A 17,826-nucleotide genomic window follows, 5' to 3' on the forward strand; every position below is an offset into this window, starting at 1 on the left:
GTCAAAACCCAGTGCAAATAACAAAAGAGGCCGCAGCGCTATCGCTGCAGCCTCTTTGCCGACGCGGTTTATCCCCGCCGGTAGCGAGCCCCCTCGTTCAGGAAACTCGTCGCGAATTACTCTTTATGAGAGAGCTTCTGTGCCGGCGCTTCTTCAGCACTGGTCTTTTTCGCACTGTCATCGTCATCGTTCATGGCTTTTTTAAAGCCTTTGATAGCCGAGCCCAGGTCTCCACCCAGCGTGCGTAACTTTTTGGTACCAAACACCAGGATAATCAGCGCTGCGACTACCAGCAGTTTGGTAATACTAATCTCACCCATAGCTAACCTTCTTCTCTAATACAAGCTGCGAATACGCCATCATACACGCATACAATTAACGGCTATTTGACGCGCGGACACAATAGCAATCTGTAACAAGGTGAATCAAGCCTTGTTTAAAAAAACGTCATAATAATTGCGGTGGCGCAAAGCGGCGATTCTGCAACACCGGCAGACGCTCGCGTACCTGCTGAATATAATCAGCTGAAAGTTCGGCAAAAATCAACTGCGGCCGCTCTCCTGCCCCGGCAAGCGTTGTTCCTAAGGGATCGACAATACGACTCTGGCCGATATTACGCGTCCCGCACTCCCCGGCGGCGACAATATAACAGGTAGTATCCAGGGCCCGCGCCGCCAATAGCGTCGCCCAGTGGTGCTCCTTCAGCGGCCCTTTTACCCACGCGGCGGGCAACACGATGAGCTGCGCACCGCTGAGCGCTAACGACAGCGCCAGCTCAGGGAAACGTAAATCGTAGCAGGTCATCAGCCCGACGCGCATCCCATCCACCTCGATAAGCAGCGGAATCTGCCGCCCGGCATCGACCAGCCGGGACTCCTGAATATTGAAAGCATCATACAGATGCAGTTTCTGATATTGCGCAATAATCTTGCCCTGACGTAGCGCCACCAGCGTATTCGCTGCCCGTCCTTCGCCGGAAGGAATATGCAGGGTCAGCACCGTCGTCAACGCGCTGTTTTCGCTCTCTGCCAGCAAGAGCCGTAGAAAGCCGCCATCAAGGCGCTGGGCGGATTTAACCGATAAGTCCGCATCGCTATCGTCTCGCGCCAGCAGCGCTTCCGGGAGAACCAGAAGCGCAGCCCCCCGCTCCGCGGCCTGACGCATCATGCTCACGCAGGTCTGCGCGTTTTCCGTCCAGTCCGGCGTTACGGCAAATTGTCCGGCAGCAACAAGCATCTTTTCTCTCCCGTCAGGTTAGTCATAGCCAGTGAGGTCTTTCGCGCGCTACACTCGAAGTTTAGTCTCGATCAATAAACAGGGAATGACCGTGTTGCAACTCCTTTTGGCTGTGTTTCTTGGCGGCGGCACCGGCAGCGTTTTGCGCTGGTGGCTGGGTATGAAGTTTAACCCCATGCATCATGCTATCCCCATTGGTACGCTCACCGCTAACCTGCTGGGCGCTTTTATTATCGGCGCAGGGCTGGCATGGTTTAACCGCCTGACGGATATCGATCCGATGTGGAAGCTGCTTATCACCACCGGCTTTTGCGGCGGGCTGACCACCTTCTCCACGTTTTCCGCCGAAGTGGTGTTTCTACTCCAGCAGGGGCGCTTTAGCTGGGCGTTACTCAACGTACTGGTCAACTTGTTAGGCTCATTTGCCATGACGGCCGCCGCGTTCTGGCTGTTTTCACATGCGGCCAGCCGCTAGCCCCTGACCGCAGGCAAAAAAAAACCCGCCATGAGCGGGTTTTTATATTCTACTGACGCGTTGCTTAGATAGGCATTACGTTTGCAGCAGAAGGGCCTTTGGCACCGTTAGTGATTTCGAACTCTACGCGCTGACCTTCAGCCAGAGTTTTGAAACCGTTGGACTGGATTGCAGAGAAATGTACGAATACATCTTTGCTGCCATCTTCCGGAGTAATGAAACCGAATCCTTTGGACTCATTAAACCACTTAACGTTACCTTTAATCTTAGACATCAAAATTACCTTTATATGAAAAAATCGACACTAATACTGTGTCGGGTATCAGTACACCAATTGTGGTACCTTTTGTCCAGCGCAACTTTGCTAAAAAGTGATAAAAGTCTCTATCTTTTTGCACCGGGCTCACGTTAGTCATTGTTTTTCAACAAGACAGTCCGCTTATCTCTTTTATTGCTATAAAAAATCGCATCAAAACTGAATGCGCGCCCAGGCAAAGTAAACGTTTCCGTTGTTATAGGTGCCCGGGATATAGGTCATCTGGAACGTGGCCGGGCCGTAACCGATAGAAGCCAGAGGCAGCACGACCGGAATCGGGATGTAGTTCCAGTTATCGCGCGCCGTCACGCCAAGCGTATAGCCTAAACCCAGATGGAAATTATCGTCTGCTAAGGGACGCCAGGTTTTCTCCCAGCCATAGCCGCCGATAGGCTCCCACTTATTATAAGAGTCTTTAAAGGCCATCAAATAGATGCCATGCCAGTTCCCTTTATCATCCCAGCGGGAGACGCCGAAGCCGGCGCCCCAGGGACGTTCGTTGTAGCGGTCCGTTTTCTCTTTGTCATAGGCGAAACGGGCGTGCCAGGTCACCGCGGGGATATAAAGATCATAGTGCTCAGGCTCATTCCAGGTCTGCGCGACGTTATCGCTCAGCGTATTGTAGCCGTCGCGAAGCGTCGAACTAAACGAAGCATTAGCGGAGGTGGATGATAGCAGCAGGCCCAGGCATCCCAGAAACAACCCTATAAATCGACGTCGCATTACACTTTTCTCTTACCAGTATCATTTTTAAAGCGGAGTAAGATAACAAAGATAATCTTAATACTACCTTAACGGTATTAGGCAAACTCTTGATTTATCCGGTGCAAAAAATCTGAAAATCTCTCGCGTCCAGGCTTTGACCGGGCGGGCATGTTACTGCCTGACAGGGATTCTCATCGATTTATTGATTTGCGTCAGCGAGTTTTGCCCGTTTTTTAGGCACATTCCCTCACTAAATTTTTTCTTCGCTTCATTTATTAGTAGATTCTTTGGGTTAATGGTTTAGGGGTAAAAGAATGCTTACGCTAGTAGAGATCCTGATTGGGATTGTGGTCATTGTGGGCGTCGCCCGCTATATCATTAAAGGCTATTCCGCCACCGGCGTGCTGTTCGTCGGTGGCTTAGTATTACTCATCGCCAGCGCGCTGATGGGGCATAAGGTTTTACCAGGCGACGCAAAGAGCACCGGTTACTCTGCAACCGATATCGTTGAATATATTAAGATACTGCTGATGAGCCGCGGCGGCGACCTCGGCATGATGATCATGATGCTCTGCGGTTTCGCGACTTATATGACGCACATCGGCGCCAATGACATGGTGGTGAAGCTGGCGTCAAAACCGCTGCGCTTCATTAACTCCCCCTATCTACTGATGATCGCCGCTTATTTCGTTGCCTGCCTGATGTCGCTGGCCGTCTCCTCCGCTACCGGTCTGGGAGTACTGCTGATGGCGACACTGTTCCCGGTGATGGTCAATGTGGGCATCAGCCGCGGCGCTGCCGCCGCTATCTGCGCTTCTCCGGCAGCGATTATTCTCTCCCCCACTTCCGGGGATGTCGTGCTGGCCGCCAAAGCCGCCGAAATGCCGCTGATTGACTTTGCCTTTAAAACCACGCTGCCTATTTCTATTGTGGCCATTATCAGCATGGCGATCGCTCACTTTTTCTGGCAGCGCTACCTGGATAAAAAAGAAAACGTCGCCCATGAAATGCTCGATGTAAACGAGATAACCACGACCGCCCCCGCTTTCTACGCCATTCTGCCGTTTACGCCGATAATCGGCGTACTGATTTTCGACGGCAAATGGGGCCCGGAGCTGCACATCATCACCATTCTTGTGCTCTGCATGCTGCTGGCGGCGGTTCTGGAATTCTGCCGCGGCTTTAACACTAAAAATGTGTTCAATGGCCTGGAAGCGGCGTATCGCGGCATGGCTGACGCGTTTGCCGGTGTGGTGATGCTGCTGGTGGCCGCCGGCGTCTTTGCTCAGGGGCTGAGTACCATTGGCTTTATTAACGGTCTGATCTCTATCGCCACGTCGTTCGGCTCCGCCAGTATCATTCTGATGCTGGTGCTGGTCATTCTGACCATGCTGGCGGCGATGACCACCGGTTCCGGTAACGCCCCCTTCTATGCTTTCGTTGAGATGATCCCGAAGCTGGCGCACTCTTCCGGCATCAATCCGGCTTATCTCTCGATCCCGATGCTGCAGGCATCTAACCTTGGCCGAACCATTTCTCCGGTCTCCGGCGTGGTGGTCGCCGTGGCCGGGATGGCAAAAATTTCGCCGTTCGAAGTGGTGAAACGGACCTCTGTCCCGGTGCTGGTTGGTTTGTTAGTGGTGATTATCGCCACCGAAGTTCTGGTTCCCGGCAGCGCAATCCGCTAACGCTGAAACCGTGTGAAAAGGCGCCTGTTGGCGCCTTTTTTATGCTTTAATAACTCAATGTTATCAATGACCATTTGTCATCAGGAATAAAAATGTTCAGGAAGGATTTCGTTGCCATTGCCCTTTTGCTCAGCGCCGCCCAGGTCAGCGCAGATCCGCTGATCGCCACGCAATACGGTGATTTTGACCGCTACGTGCTGGCTCTCTCCTGGCAAACGGGGTTCTGCCAAAGTATGCAAGACCGAAACCGCAGCGAACCGGAAGAGTGCCGCCTGCAGCAGGAACTCAGCAATAAAGCCGATTTTCTCACCGTTCACGGCCTGTGGCCGAGCCTGCCAAAATCTATTGCCGTGCGCGGGGTGGACGAGCGCCGCTGGATGCGCTTTGGCTGTGCGACCCGCCCTGTTCCCAATATGCCGGAAGCAAAAGCCGGGCAAAAATGTCGGGCGGCTGAAACCGGGCTCTCGCTGGAAATGGCCAATAAGCTTAACGGCGTGATGCCGGGTTCGGGCGGTAACTCATGTCTCGAACGTTATGAATACGCCAAGCATGGCGTTTGCTTTGGTTTCGATCCTGACAACTATTTCGGCACCATGGTGCGCCTGAACGGCGAGATCAAACAGAGCCATCTGGGCGCTTTCCTGGCCAGGCACTATGGGCAAACCGTTAGCCGGGATGACTTCAACGCCGCGGTTGCTGAAGCCTATGGAAAACAGAACGTCAGGGCTTTCAAGTTAACCTGCAACGGCAACCCCGCCTATCTGACTGAGATGCAAATCTCCATCAAAGCCGCGGCCATTAATGCCCCTCTCTCCGCTGATTCATTCTTACCCCAACCCCATCCGGGGAACTGCGGTAAGCAATTTCTGCTGGATAAAGCCGGCTAGATTTCATACAACTTCGCTATGGTTCGTTGATGAATGTGCGTTTAATCACTTCAAACCACCAGCAAGTCTCAGTATGATGAGAGGACATTAACCCTTGCCATTTTCGGTGAGGGTTTTCTTTTACGGACAGGTTCCTGGATAACATGGAGTATGAGATGACCAGACCCGCAATTATCATTAATGAACTGGATGCAGAACGCATCGACAGGCTGCTGGAACAACCGGCTTTCGCCAACTCACCGGTAGCGGACGCGCTGAATGACGAGCTCGACCGCGCGCAGATGCTGGCCCCGGAAGCCATGCCGCATGATGTTGTCAGCATGAATAGCCAGGTCAGATTTCGCGATTTAACCACCGGTGAAGAGCGCATCCGCACGCTGGTTTTCCCGGCGCAGGTCACGGATAGCGCCACCCAGCTTTCGGTGATGGCGCCGGTTGGCGCAGCCCTGCTGGGCCTCAAAGTCGGCAGCACCATTCACTGGGAATTACCGGGCGGCACCTCAACGCACCTTGAAGTGCTGGAATTGCTGTATCAGCCGGAGGCCGCTGGCGATTTCCACCGTTAATCTCCCCGCTGCCTGAAGCGTTTCGCGCTTTATCCAGAGGATGTGACTGCATCCTCTTTCTGCATCTTTCGCTCTTCTCCTCTCTTTTGACAAACTTTTACGCCACCCTCGTACCGTTCTGACAATTTTGCGACCTGAATGGCACAATACTTTCCTATAATGTGTTGATATAAAAGCAGACGAACAAGGAGGAATGCATATGTATAAAACCATCATTATGCCCGTTGATGTCTTTGAAATGGAGTTAAGCGATAAAGCCGTTCGCCATGCGGAGTTTTTAGCCCAGCAGGACGGGGTTATCCATCTTCTCCACGTACTGCCCGGTTCATCAAGCTTCACGATGAGTCGTTTTACCGCCGATCTGCGCCGCTTTGAAGAGCATTTGCAGCATGAAGCAGAAACGCGCCTGAAAACGATGGCCGGCCATTTCAGCATTGACCCGTCGCGAATCAAAATGCACGTCCGCTTTGGCAACGTGCGCGATATGGTCAATGAACTGGCCAATGAAATTAAAGCCGATGTGGTGGTGATAGGCTCCCGCAACCCTTCGATCAGCACCCATCTGCTGGGTTCCAACGCCTCAAGCGTGATTCGCCATGCGCATATTCCGGTGATGGTGGTCAGGTAGCGGCAGTAAGGTAAAAAAAGAGGCTACCCCAGGGTAGCCTCTTTGCTGTGCAGGTTTGGTCTTACTTTATTATGAATTATGCAGTCTTAGTGCGAATCAGGTAATCGAACGAGCTCAAGGACGCCTTCGCACCTTCGCCGGTGGCGATAATAATCTGTTTGTACGGAACGGTCGTGCAGTCGCCGGCAGCGAAAACGCCCTTCACGTTGGTTTCACATTTCGCATCAATGATGATTTCACCCATGCGGTTGCGCTCAATCGCGCCTTCCAGCCAGTTGGTATTCGGCAGCAGACCGATCTGCACGAAGATCCCCGACAGCGCCACGTGATGCTCATCGCCGCTCACGCGGTCGCGGTACTGCAGGCCAGTGACTTTGCTACCGTCGCCCACCACTTCCGTGGTCTGCGCGTTGAGAATGATATCGACGTTTTTCAGGCTGCGGACTTTATCCTGCAGAACCTGGTCGGCCTTCATTTCCGGCGCGAACTCCAGCAGAGTAACATGTTCAACAACGCCAGCCAGATCGATTGCCGCTTCCACACCGGAGTTACCGCCGCCGATAACCGCCACGCGCTTACCTTTAAACAGCGGGCCGTCGCAGTGCGGGCAGTAGGTCACGCCCTTGGTACGATACTGATCCTCACCCGGCACGTTCATGTTACGCCATTTCGCGCCAGTGGCAATGATAACGCTACGCGCTTTCAGCACCGCGCCGGAGGCGGTCTCAACCTGATGCAGGCCGCCTTCAACCGTCGCCGGGATCAGTCTGGAGGCGCTCTGAGAATCGATCACATCAACATCGTATTCGCTGACGTGCGCTTTTAATGCGCCAGCCAGTTTCTGGCCTTCCGTTTTGGGTACGGAAATATAGTTTTCAATATCAACGGTATCCAGCACCTGGCCGCCAAAGCGTTCACCCATCAGGCCGGTACGAATGCCTTTACGCGCGGAGTAAACGGCTGCCGCTGCGCCGGACGGGCCGGAGCCGACGATTAACACATCATAGGCTTCACGTTTATTCAGCTCTTCCGCCGCGCGTTTTTCCGCGCCGGTATCCACTTTGGCAACGATTTCCGTCAGCGTCATGCGACCCTGACCAAATTCCTTACCGTTCATAAATACCGCCGGTACGCCCATCACGTTGCGTTCGGTGATTTCATTCTGATACGTTCCGCCGTCAATCGCCGTGTGCTTGATGCGCGGGTTCAGTACCGCCATCAGGTTCAGCGCCTGAACCACATCCGGGCAGTTATGGCATGAAAGCGAATAGTAGGTTTCGAACTCAAAATCACCGTCGATATTGCGGATCTGCTCCAGCAGGGTCTGCGCTTCTTTTGACGGATGACCGCCGGTCCACAGCAGAGCCAGAACTAAAGAGGTGAATTCATGTCCCAGCGGAGAGCCGGCAAAGCGCGGCCCCTGGCTGGAGCCGGGATTGGTAATCAGGAATGACGGCTTACGCACCGCCAGGCCGTTATCTTCTTTGAAGGTAACTTTATCTGACAGTTCAGCAATTTCAGCCAGCAGTTCCCTGATTTCTGCCGATTTAGCGCCGTCATCCAGCGTGGCAATCAGCTCAACAGGTTTGGTCAGCTTCTCAAGATAAGCCTTGAGCTGGGTTTTCATGTTGGTGTCGAGCATTTTTATCTCCTGGGCTTAAAACATCATCATGCAAGCGGCCTCGTCCGGGCAGCCTGAATACGCTTGCATCATGGTGTTGGAATGAAATGGGCGCCGGTGCGCCCATGACTGAAATAATTTCCCAAGTATTTCACGCCATAGCTGCGTTGGCGTGAAAGACGATGGAAATTTAGATTTTGCCGACCAGGTCCAGAGACGGAGCCAGAGTCGCTTCACCTTCTTTCCATTTAGCCGGGCACACTTCGCCTGGGTGAGAAGCTACGTACTGAGCTGCTTTGATTTTACGCAGCAGGTCAGACGCGTCGCGGCCGATACCTTCAGCGGTAACTTCGATAGCCTGGATGATACCCTGCGGGTCAACAACGAAGGTGGCACGATCTGCCAGGCCTTCATCTTCACGCATGTTGTCGAAGTTACGGGTCAGGGCGCCAGTCGGGTCGCCGATCATCGCGTATTTGATTTTCGCGATGGTTTCAGAGCTGCTGTGCCACGCTTTGTGGGTGAAGTGAGTGTCGGTAGAGACGGAGTAAACGTCTACGCCCAGCTTCTGCAGTTCTTCGTAGTGGTCTGCCACATCGCCCAGTTCGGTCGGGCAAACGAAGGTGAAGTCAGCCGGGTAGAAGAAGAAGACGCTCCAGCGGCCTTCAGTATCTTTCTCGGTAACTTCGATGAATTCACCGTTTTTGAACGCCTGGTTTTTGAAAGGTTTGATTTTGGTATTAATTAAGGACATCTATACTTCCTCCGTGTTTTCGTTGAGGTCTAAGTTAACGAATTTTTCCTGACTCGACCAATGCGTTTGCATTATCGAATCAATAAGCGTTATCTAACAACCGGAACAAGACAACTTTGTGAACCTGTCAACGCGATGGCAATCTTCTACCGCGTTTCGCATTATATGCGCTGAAAAGTAAAAAGGCCGCCCTCGCAGGCGGCCCCGTTACCTGAAACACCCGCAGGTAGGTTCAGCGCCAGTAGCTGGCAATGTGTTGCGCTCTACACCTTAATGTAACAGCTAAGGGATTACATCACCCGTTGAACGAAAGGGCAATCCACGCGGCGGCAGGTCTTACCTATGGCTGTAATAGGTTTTACCGCTCCCCATACCTATTCCGGTGATTTCCCCGGGCATCACCATGTCGAAACGCCCGTTCTTTCTGACATGTTTCCCGCGTTAGCGCGATGCAGACGGTCACCACTGCCGCTCTTCCAATTGCCATACTTGCCCGCAGGACCAGCGAAAGCCGGAGAATAAAAATATTTAATTACCGCCCACGGTTGATGAACACCCTCAGTGCCACACGCGGATCAGTAATTTATAATATGAATAACCCAATAGACTTCAACAAGCGTTCGGGCTTCCCCTTAAAGAAAAACTACAGATGATAAGCGGGGCAAGGTAAGTATTTATAAATGACCTCCTCCCCTGCCTTCAGCGGTACACAAAAGGATCTGGTAGAATGCGCAACGCTGGTATATATTTAGATAAACTTAATAACGGCGCCTGCATTAAATAATAAGAAACAAATATTCACACAATGAATATAATACAGACATATAGTCACCTATTTTCCATACCGCCAGCTTAACAGGACGTTGATAATGGCTAATCTTTACGATCTCAAGAAATTTGATCTGAACCTACTCGTTATTTTCGAATGCATTTACCAGCATTTAAGCATCAGTAAAGCGGCGGAAACGCTATTCATTACGCCTTCTGCCGTCAGTCAGTCGCTACAGCGGCTACGCACCCAGCTGAATGACCCGCTATTCGTTCGTTCAGGTAAAGGAATTACGCCTACCACCGTAGGGGTTAATCTCCACCATCATCTTGAAAAAAATCTTAATCAATTAGAACAAACTATTTATCTCACCAATCGTTCTGAATTAAAGAAACGTCTGGTTGTTTATGCGCCGCAGCTTTTTATTACCCCTAAAACAACCAGCCTGATCCATATGTTATTAGATGATTCAAACCTTCACGTTGAACATCATGACCTGCTGGCGTCAGGAGAGTCGGTAGAAAGCCTGCTGGCCTACCGTAAAGCCGACCTGATATTCAGCACCACCCCCCTGTCATCGCGAGCCACGGTGTGTAAACGTATCCAGGAGCTGGACATTTCACTGGTTTGTAGCGAAAATCATCCACGGCTGGCATTGCTAACAACGACGAAAGCCATACTGCAGGAGCGCTTTACTTATTATATTTGTAACGATCAGGGAACGAAGTCTTTTCAAAGCCAGGCTGCCGGCATACTTTCTGATAGAAAAATTTCTTTCAGTAGCGACTCATACACTGCTATCCTTAATGTTATTCAGCAAACTGATATTATTGGTTTTGTGCCTACCTGTATTTTAGAGCACATCAGTTTCCATAATAAATTTAAAATTATAGAGGCGCCATTTAAGATCCCCTCCATCGCTATTTATATGATTTACAATCGGGTAAACCTTGACGACCCGAACTTTGCAAACTTTATCGACGAGTGCGAAAAGAATAATATTATTGAATAATTTAAGCCATTTGATTTAATTGATGAATGATAACTAATCGCTTGATTAAGAAATAAATATGATATAAGTACACAGTATCTTTAAGAATTAAAGGAATAATGGCTGTGTCTTTTATAAAACTTCCATTACCCGAGTCCGTTCTGCAGGCCAGTCAGCAGCGAATAGAATGGGTAATGGAAAACTTCTCCCGTATTTGCGTCTCTTTTTCTGGCGGTAAAGATTCTACAACCATGCTGCATCTCACGGCGCAGCAGGCCCGCCGTACAGGCAAAAAGATTTGCGTCCTGTTTGTCGACTGGGAAGCGCAGTTCTCCTGCACCATTGCGCATTGTGAAAAGATGCGCGCAGAGTATCGCGACGTTATTGAGCAATTTTTCTGGGTCGCGTTGCCTCTCACCACCCAGAACTCTCTGACCCAATATCATCCCGAATGGCAGTGCTGGGAACCCGGCGCGCGCTGGGTGCGCCAACCGCCAGAGGACGCGATTACCGATCCCGGCTTTTTCCCGTTTTATCAATCGGGCATGAGTTTTGAAACGTTCGTTCGCGAATTTGCCGATTGGTTTTCGCGAAATCGTCCCGCGGCGATAATGATTGGCATCCGCGCCGATGAATCGTTAAATCGGTTTATCACCATCTCCTCGCAGCGCAAGCTTCGCTTCGCCGACGATAAACCCTGGACCACCTCCGCGCCGGGCGGACACGCGTGGTACATCTACCCTATCTACGACTGGAAAACCGCCGATATCTGGACCTGGTTCGGTAAAAGCGGCCTTTCCTACAACCCGCTCTATAACCTGATGTATCAGGCAGGCGTACCGCTGCGCTATATGCGTATCTGCGAACCCTTTGGCCCGGAGCAGCGCCAGGGGCTGTGGCTCTACCATGTGCTGGAGCCTGAACGCTGGGCCGCCATGTGCCAGCGCGTCAGCGGCGTCCACTGCGGCGGGGTCTACGCCGGTCACGATAATCAGTTCTACGGCCATCGTAAGCTGGATAAACCCGCGCATCATACCTGGAAAAGCTTCGCCCTGTTTTTACTCGACAGCATGCCGGAGAAAACGGCGGAACATTACCGCAATAAAATCGCCGTCTATCTTCACTGGTACCAAAAAAAGGGAATGATGGATATTCCGGACACGCAACCGGCGGATATTGGCTCGAAAGACGTCCCGTCCTGGCGGCGCATCTGTAAGGTTCTGTTGAACAATGATTACTGGTGCCGCCAGCTCTCTTTCAGCCCGACCAAAGCAACGCAATATAAACGCTATCGCGAACGGATGAATAAGAAGCGCCAGCAATGGGGAATACTATGCAACGACAATTAATCCAGGATCTCGAACGCTATCTACAATCGCTGGAAGATGAAGAGGAAAAGATTACTGCGCTTAACGCCTTTCGCCAGATTCTGCATGAATATAGCCCCTTCAAATCACAACCGGTTGACTGCGTATTGTGGGTAAAACAGGACGCCGTTTTGCCTAATGATTACAACCCAAATAACCTTGCTCCACCGGAAAAACGCCTGCTGTTCACCTCGCTGGAAACGGACGGCTTCACGCAGCCCATTGTGGTAGTGAAACAGGATCAGGAGCGCTATTCCATTATCGACGGTTTTCACCGTCATGAGCTGGCGAGCGGCAGAGCGGCGCTGAAAAAACGGTTGAAAGGCTACCTTCCCGTCACCTGCCTGGAAAAGAGCAGCCCCGGGCGTGATTCTCTGATGGCCGCCACCATCCGCCACAACCGGGCGCGCGGACGTCATCAGATTCATGCGATGTCGGAAATCGTCCAGGAGCTGGCGCATCTCGGCTGGTGTGACGAGAAAATCGGCAAAGAGTTAGGGATGGACTCAGACGAAGTATTGCGCCTGAAGCAAATCAACGGCCTGGTGGAGATGTTCAGCGACCGTCAATTTTCTCAGGCGTGGACCGTTAAATAACTACAGACGACACAGTCGTTCCGCCGCAGCCAGCAGCGTGGCTGGCTGTTTGGCGAAGCACAGGCGTATCAGCTTATGCGGGAACGGATCGGCGCAGAACACCGACAGCGGAATCGCCGCGACGCCGATCTCGGTGGTGAGCCAGCGGCAGAAGTTGACATCATCCAGATCGGAGACCGCGCTGTAGTCCGCCAGCAGGAAGTAGGTCCCTTCGCAGGGCAAAATTTCCAGACGGCTGGCGCGCAGCGCATCAATAAACAGGTCCCGCCGCTCGCGGTAAAACGTCGGCAGCTGGCGATAATGCTCCGGCTCGCTGCGCAGCATATCGGCGATCGCCAGCTGAGCGGGGGTGTTGACGGCGAAGGTCAGATACTGATGCACTTTACGCAGCTCGGCGCTGATAGCGGCAGGCGCCACGCAGTAGCCCACCTTCCAGCCGGTCATATGAAACGTTTTACCGAATGAAGAGACCGCCACCGCCCGCTCGCGCAGCTGCGGATGCGCCAGCACGCTGGCATGCCCTTCGGCGGCAAAGCAGATATGTTCGTAAACCTCATCGCTCAGCACATAGATTTCACGATCGGCAATCGCCTGCCACAGCGCGGCAAAATCTTCCCGCTGCCATACCGTCGCTGACGGGTTGTGCGGCGTATTGAGGATAACCAGCCGGGTTTTGTCGCTGAGGCTCGCGGCGAACTGCTGCCAGTCAACGCGAAAATGCGGCGGCTGGAGAGCAATGCGCTTCAGCACGCCGCCCGACAGCTCAATCGCCGGGGCGTAGCTATCATAGCTAGGGTCAAAGCAAATGACTTCGTCGCCGGAACGTACCAGCGCGGTAATCGCCGCATACAGCGCTTCCGTCGCGCCGGCGGTAACGGTCACGTCGCTGTTGGCATCGGGACGGTAGCCGTACAGCTCTTCCGTTTTATCGACGATGGCGTCGCGTAGCGCGGCCACGCCGGTCATCGGCGCGTACTGATTCGCCCCCTGCGCCACGTGATGCGCCAGACGCTCCTGCAGATAGCGCGGACCATCGAAATCCGGGAACCCCTGCGACAGGTTAATCGCCTGATGCTGCTGGGCCAGAGCGCTCATTTGGGTAAAGATCGTGGTGCCCAGTGAAGGAAGTTTACTCTCAGGAATCAGTGGCTTATTGCTCATTCTTTTTGTACCGTCTGTGATGCTGTTGTTGAAGCCACTATAACACGATGTTAATATTTGGCAATCAAGACGCTTAGACGTCTAAATGATAATGTTATTTCGCTTATGCTTATGAGTGGAAAACAGCGAGCAGCACAACGCCACCGTCAGCACGACCTACCGCTCACTCTGGAGAACTCATGATCCGCGCTATCGTGACCGATATTGAAGGCACCACCAGCGACATTCGCTTCGTCCACAACGTCCTGTTCCCGTACGCTCGCGAACGCCTGGCCGGCTTCGTGACCGCCCAGCAGTTTGTCGATCCGGTAAAGACCATTCTCGATAACCTGCGCGAAGAGATCGCCCAACCGGCGGCCAGCGTCGAGCAGCTTATTGCTACCCTGTTCGCCTTTATGGATGAAGACCGCAAATCCACCGCCCTCAAGGCGCTCCAGGGGATTATCTGGCGCGAAGGCTACGTCAATGGCGACTTCACCGGCCACCTGTATCCTGACGTCCTGCCGTCGCTGGAAAAATGGAAGTCACAGGGTATTGATTTATATGTATATTCCTCAGGCTCTGTCGCCGCGCAGAAATTGTTATTTGGCTACAGCGACGAAGGTGATATTACTCATCTGTTTAACGGCTATTTCGATACCCTGGTAGGCGCCAAGCGCGAAGCGCAGTCCTACCGCAATATTGCTGAGCAGCTGGGACAGCCTCCTGCCGCCATCCTGTTCCTGTCCGATATCCATCAGGAGCTGGATGCCGCCGAAGAGGCCGGCTTCCGCACCCTACAGCTGGTGCGCGGCGACCGTGACCCGGCCAGCCACCATCCGCAGGTTCAGCGTTTTGACGATATTCATCCGGAGCAGATCCCAGCATGAGCGCATTAACCATTTTTTCCGTGAAAGACCCGCAAAACTCTCTCTGGCACAGCACGAACGCCGAAGAGATCCAGCAGCAGCTCAACGCCAAAGGCGTCCGCTTCGAGCGCTGGCAGGCCGACCGCGATTTAGGCGCGGCGCCAGCCTCAGAAACGGTTATTGCCGCCTATCAGCATGCGATTGATAAGCTGGTGGCTGAGAAGGGTTACCAGAGCTGGGACGTGATCAGCCTGCGTGCGGATAATCCGCAGAAAGAGGCGCTGCGGGAAAAATTCCTCAACGAGCATACCCACGGGGAAGACGAAGTGCGCTTCTTCGTCGAGGGGGCCGGCCTGTTTTGCCTGCATATTGGCGACGAGGTATTCCAGGTGCTCTGTGAAAAGAACGACCTGATTTCCGTTCCGGCGCACACGCCGCACTGGTTTGATATGGGCTCGGAGCCCAACTTCACCGCCATCCGCATCTTCGACAACCCGGAAGGCTGGATTGCCCAGTTTACCGGCGACGATATCGCCAGCGCCTACCCGCGGCTGGCGTAACGCCGCGATTCAACGGGTGAACAGGCTTATCATCACTCTCAAGGCGCTTTCCCGGAGGCGGCGCGTAACGCGCCTGTCCGGGCTACCCGACCCGCAAACGGCGATAATCCTGTAAGCCGGGCAAGGCGCCAGCTGCCGCCTGGCGATTCTCTGCGCCTAAGCGCCAATAAACCTCGGCGGGTCGAAAGCGGTCACCGGCGGTAGCGCGTCCCGCCACGGCGCGATCTCCACCCAGCAGCTTTGGGCGCTGCAACCCTGCCCCAGCCGCGAGCTGCCGCGATCCTCGGTTAACACGTTGGGATTGCCGTGCTTATCCAGCGAGCCTTTTTCATTCGGGTCCAGAGGATCGTACCAGGCGCCGGTCGACATCTGCACCACTCCCGGCAAAATCTGCTCGCTGAGGTGCACGCCGGCGAGAATCGCTCCCCGGGCGTTAAAGACCTTGACCACGCTGCCTTCGCTGATGCCCCGCGCCTGCGCATCCTGCGGATGCATCCACAGCGGCTCGCGCCCCTGAATTTTCGTCGCCCGGCTCACGCTGCCGTGATCGTACTGGCTGTGCAGGCGGGTGCGCGGCTGGCTGGAGAGCAGATGCAGCGGCCAGCGCGCCGCCTCCTGCCGCTGCCAGGCCGCCTCCTGCTCATCCCAGCACGGGTGGCCGGGACACTCGCGATAGCCAAACCCGGCGATGGTTTCGGAAAAAAGTTCGATCTTGCCGGAAGGCGTAGAGAGCGGATAGCGCTGCGGGTCGGCGCGAAAATCCGCCAGGAAAACCTGCGGTTTCTCCGGCGCGCTGTATTCCAGCACCCCCTGCCGCCAGAATTCATCAAACGACGGCAGCGCGATCCCCTCTTCCCGCGCGCGCGGCCGCGACGCTTCGTAGATCTCCCGCAGCCACTGCCCGGCGTCGCGCCCCTCGCTAAAGTGCTCGCCGCAGCCCAGCCGCTCGGCAAGGTCGCAGAAGATGGCGTAATCATCGCGCGCTTCGCCCACCGGCGGGATCTGCGCGCTCATGGCGATCATAAAACCGTCGTGACCGCCGCTGCCGATATCTTCCCGCTCCAGCGACGTGGTGACCGGCAGAACGATATCGGAAAATTTGGCCTGCGCGGTCCAGAACTGTTCATGAACGACCACCGTTTCCGGCCGCCGCCAGGCTTCACACAGGCGGTTAATATCCTGATGATGATGAAACGCGTTGCCGCCGGCCCAGTAGACGAGGCGAATGTCGGGATAGCGCAGATGCTGGCCGTCAAACTCGTATGCCTCGCCCGGATGCAGCAGCATATCGGAAAGGCGCGCCACCGGAATCACCTGGTTTACCGCGTTCTCTCCGGCGGGAAGGCGCGGCCCGGAAAAGGCCTTACGCGCCGCCCCCGCCAGATTGGTGCAGGCGTAGCCAAACCCCAGGCCGCCGCCCGGCGTACCGATTTGCCCCAGCAGCGCGGTGAGCGCCACCGTCGCCCAGTAGGCCTGCTCGCCCTGGCGCGCCCGCTGAATCGACCAGGAGATATTGACCATCGTGCGCTGGCTGGCCATCTCGCGCGCCAGCGCGGCAATCCGCTGCGCCTCAATACCGGTTATCGCCGCCGCCCACTCCGGCGTTTTTGCGACGCCATCGCTCTCCCCCATCAGGTAGGCGCGATAGGGCGCGAAACCCACGGTATGGCTGGCGATAAAACCGCTGTCGTAGAGGGATTCATTAATCAGCACATAACAGAGCGCCAGCAGCAGCGCGGTATCGGTTCCCGGACGAACCGCAAGCCACTCGGCGCTCTCCACGGCGCTCAGGTCATTGCGCACCGGGCTGATATTGATAAAGCGCGTCCCCTGCGCCTGCATCTTTTCCAGCCAGTATTTCAGCATATGGTCGTTGGCGCCGCCGCCGTTGACCTGCGCATTACGCAGCGGCAGGCCGCCGAATGCGACAAACAGCTGGCATTCGCGCGCCAGCTCGGAAAAGTGGGTGTGCTGGCGGTGCAGCGGGCTCAGCGGCCCGAGAATATGCGGCAGGATGCGCTCGCCCGCCGCGCTGCTGTAGGTGTTGGTGCTGGCGGTATAGCCGCCGAAGCACTTGAGGAAACGGTGCAGCTGGCTTTGCGCATGGTGAAAACGGCCGGCGCTGGCCCAGCCGTAGGAGCCGCCGAAAATCGCCTCATTGCCGCAGCGCGCTTTGACCGAATTCAGTTCGCGGGCCAGTAAATCGAGCGCCACCTCCCAGCTCACCTCAACAAACGGCTCTTTGCCGCGCCCCTCGCGCGAAGCCGGGCCATTTTGCAGGTAGCCCGCGCGCACCGCCGGACGGCGAATGCGCGTCTTGCTGGTGACCGCATCGGGGAGCGACTGACCAATACGTGAGGGATTTTTATCCCAGGGCACCGGCGTCACCGCCTCAATGTTGCCGTCACGGGCCTGGACCTGCCAGGTTCCCCAGTGCATTACGGTCAGATTATGTTGTTTTTTCATCTTGCCTGTTTTCTTCTCACCCGATAAAGGCCGCCATAATAAAGCGTGCGAATCCTGGGAATAAAATACGTATCACCATACAATCTGCTACAGAGAAAGGATTTTCCACGCAGAATAGCTCTACGCCATTCCAGGATGCGATATATTACAGCGACAGAATAATTTTAATTAAGCAGCAATCTTTATTTGAAT

Annotated in this window: 18 protein-coding genes; 10 read left to right on the forward strand and 8 right to left on the reverse strand. The window is 54.3% G+C overall.

Going from position 1 to position 17,826, the window contains the following annotated elements; genetic code table 11:
- Positions 1-116 precede the first annotated feature (116 nt).
- Together tatE and ABLU87_RS13690 are read right to left on the reverse strand one after the other, a co-directional pair.
- The gene (gene tatE / locus ABLU87_RS13685) at positions 117-320 is read right to left on the reverse strand and encodes a twin-arginine translocase subunit TatE (RefSeq protein WP_004130411.1); all 204 of its coding nucleotides are present in this window, start codon (positions 318-320) and stop codon (positions 117-119) included.
- Between the two features lie 127 nt (positions 321-447).
- Positions 448-1,236 (reverse strand): deaminated glutathione amidase, encoded by a 789-nt coding sequence (locus ABLU87_RS13690; RefSeq protein WP_046876569.1) that lies wholly within the window; start codon positions 1,234-1,236, stop codon positions 448-450.
- A gap of 91 nt (positions 1,237-1,327) precedes the next feature.
- Between ABLU87_RS13690 and crcB the strand changes: the two genes are divergently transcribed.
- Complete coding sequence (gene crcB, locus ABLU87_RS13695; protein WP_024358815.1) at positions 1,328-1,711, forward strand: fluoride efflux transporter CrcB; 384 nt, start codon at positions 1,328-1,330, stop codon at positions 1,709-1,711.
- 64 nt (positions 1,712-1,775) lie between these two features.
- Here crcB and cspE read toward each other — a convergent pair whose 3' ends face one another.
- Positions 1,776-1,985, reverse strand: a complete 210-nt coding sequence (cspE, locus tag ABLU87_RS13700; protein WP_004100146.1) for a transcription antiterminator/RNA stability regulator CspE — start codon at positions 1,983-1,985, stop codon at positions 1,776-1,778.
- Positions 1,986-2,180: 195 nt separating this feature from the next.
- The gene (gene pagP, locus ABLU87_RS13705) at positions 2,181-2,750 is read right to left on the reverse strand and encodes a lipid IV(A) palmitoyltransferase PagP (RefSeq protein ID WP_014228393.1); all 570 of its coding nucleotides are present in this window, start codon (positions 2,748-2,750) and stop codon (positions 2,181-2,183) included.
- Between the two features lie 296 nt (positions 2,751-3,046).
- Here pagP and dcuC point away from each other — a divergent pair, with 296 nt between their 5' ends.
- The 4 genes from dcuC to uspG all read left to right on the forward strand — a co-directional run bounded on the left by dcuC (position 3,047) and on the right by uspG (position 6,501).
- Positions 3,047-4,420 carry an anaerobic C4-dicarboxylate transporter DcuC gene (gene dcuC, locus ABLU87_RS13710; RefSeq protein WP_014228392.1) on the forward strand — a complete coding sequence of 458 codons (1,374 nt, stop codon included), beginning with the start codon at positions 3,047-3,049 and terminating at the stop codon, positions 4,418-4,420.
- 92 nt (positions 4,421-4,512) lie between these two features.
- Positions 4,513-5,307 (forward strand): ribonuclease I, encoded by a 795-nt coding sequence (rna, locus tag ABLU87_RS13715; protein ID WP_049084005.1) that lies wholly within the window; start codon positions 4,513-4,515, stop codon positions 5,305-5,307.
- Between the two features lie 155 nt (positions 5,308-5,462).
- Positions 5,463-5,873 (forward strand): nucleoside diphosphate kinase regulator, encoded by a 411-nt coding sequence (rnk, locus tag ABLU87_RS13720; RefSeq protein WP_032748687.1) that lies wholly within the window; start codon positions 5,463-5,465, stop codon positions 5,871-5,873.
- Between the two features lie 199 nt (positions 5,874-6,072).
- Complete coding sequence (gene uspG, locus ABLU87_RS13725; RefSeq protein WP_004100140.1) at positions 6,073-6,501, forward strand: universal stress protein UspG; 429 nt, start codon at positions 6,073-6,075, stop codon at positions 6,499-6,501.
- Positions 6,502-6,577: 76 nt separating this feature from the next.
- On the opposite strand, the gene ahpF is transcribed toward uspG, so the two are convergent.
- Both ahpF and ahpC read right to left on the reverse strand, forming a co-directional pair.
- Complete coding sequence (ahpF, locus tag ABLU87_RS13730; protein ID WP_004848755.1) at positions 6,578-8,143, reverse strand: alkyl hydroperoxide reductase subunit F; 1,566 nt, start codon at positions 8,141-8,143, stop codon at positions 6,578-6,580.
- Positions 8,144-8,312: 169 nt separating this feature from the next.
- Positions 8,313-8,876, reverse strand: a complete 564-nt coding sequence (gene ahpC / locus ABLU87_RS13735; protein ID WP_002894394.1) for an alkyl hydroperoxide reductase subunit C — start codon at positions 8,874-8,876, stop codon at positions 8,313-8,315.
- Positions 8,877-9,745: 869 nt separating this feature from the next.
- On the opposite strand from ahpC, the gene ABLU87_RS13740 reads away from it, so the two are divergent.
- The 3 genes from ABLU87_RS13740 to ABLU87_RS13750 all read left to right on the forward strand — a co-directional run bounded on the left by ABLU87_RS13740 (position 9,746) and on the right by ABLU87_RS13750 (position 12,599).
- Complete coding sequence (locus tag ABLU87_RS13740; RefSeq protein WP_046876570.1) at positions 9,746-10,657, forward strand: LysR family transcriptional regulator; 912 nt, start codon at positions 9,746-9,748, stop codon at positions 10,655-10,657.
- Between the two features lie 104 nt (positions 10,658-10,761).
- Positions 10,762-11,985 carry a DUF3440 domain-containing protein gene (locus tag ABLU87_RS13745; protein ID WP_122117885.1) on the forward strand — a complete coding sequence of 408 codons (1,224 nt, stop codon included), beginning with the start codon at positions 10,762-10,764 and terminating at the stop codon, positions 11,983-11,985.
- Positions 11,970-12,599: a ParB/RepB/Spo0J family partition protein gene (locus ABLU87_RS13750; protein ID WP_032748682.1), complete on the forward strand. Its 630-nt coding sequence runs from the start codon at positions 11,970-11,972 to the stop codon at positions 12,597-12,599. The genes ABLU87_RS13745 and ABLU87_RS13750 overlap by 16 nt, the downstream gene beginning before the upstream one ends.
- Here the strand turns inward: ABLU87_RS13750 and ABLU87_RS13755 are convergent, their stop codons facing one another.
- Positions 12,600-13,745: a pyridoxal phosphate-dependent aminotransferase gene (locus tag ABLU87_RS13755; protein ID WP_162934460.1), complete on the reverse strand. Its 1,146-nt coding sequence runs from the start codon at positions 13,743-13,745 to the stop codon at positions 12,600-12,602.
- 194 nt (positions 13,746-13,939) lie between these two features.
- Between ABLU87_RS13755 and mtnC the strand changes: the two genes are divergently transcribed.
- Both mtnC and ABLU87_RS13765 read left to right on the forward strand, forming a co-directional pair.
- Positions 13,940-14,629 (forward strand): acireductone synthase, encoded by a 690-nt coding sequence (gene mtnC, locus ABLU87_RS13760; protein ID WP_014837800.1) that lies wholly within the window; start codon positions 13,940-13,942, stop codon positions 14,627-14,629.
- Positions 14,626-15,168 carry an acireductone dioxygenase gene (locus tag ABLU87_RS13765; protein ID WP_004848741.1) on the forward strand — a complete coding sequence of 181 codons (543 nt, stop codon included), beginning with the start codon at positions 14,626-14,628 and terminating at the stop codon, positions 15,166-15,168. The genes mtnC and ABLU87_RS13765 overlap by 4 nt, the downstream gene beginning before the upstream one ends.
- 156 nt (positions 15,169-15,324) lie before the next feature.
- Here the strand turns inward: ABLU87_RS13765 and ABLU87_RS13770 are convergent, their stop codons facing one another.
- The gene (locus ABLU87_RS13770) at positions 15,325-17,634 is read right to left on the reverse strand and encodes a molybdopterin-dependent oxidoreductase (RefSeq protein ID WP_122117884.1); all 2,310 of its coding nucleotides are present in this window, start codon (positions 17,632-17,634) and stop codon (positions 15,325-15,327) included.
- Positions 17,635-17,826: the final 192 nt, after the last annotated feature.

This window comes from Klebsiella sp. CB_Kp196, assembly GCF_040061575.1.
GTDB classification, from domain to species: domain Bacteria; phylum Pseudomonadota; class Gammaproteobacteria; order Enterobacterales; family Enterobacteriaceae; genus Klebsiella; species Klebsiella michiganensis.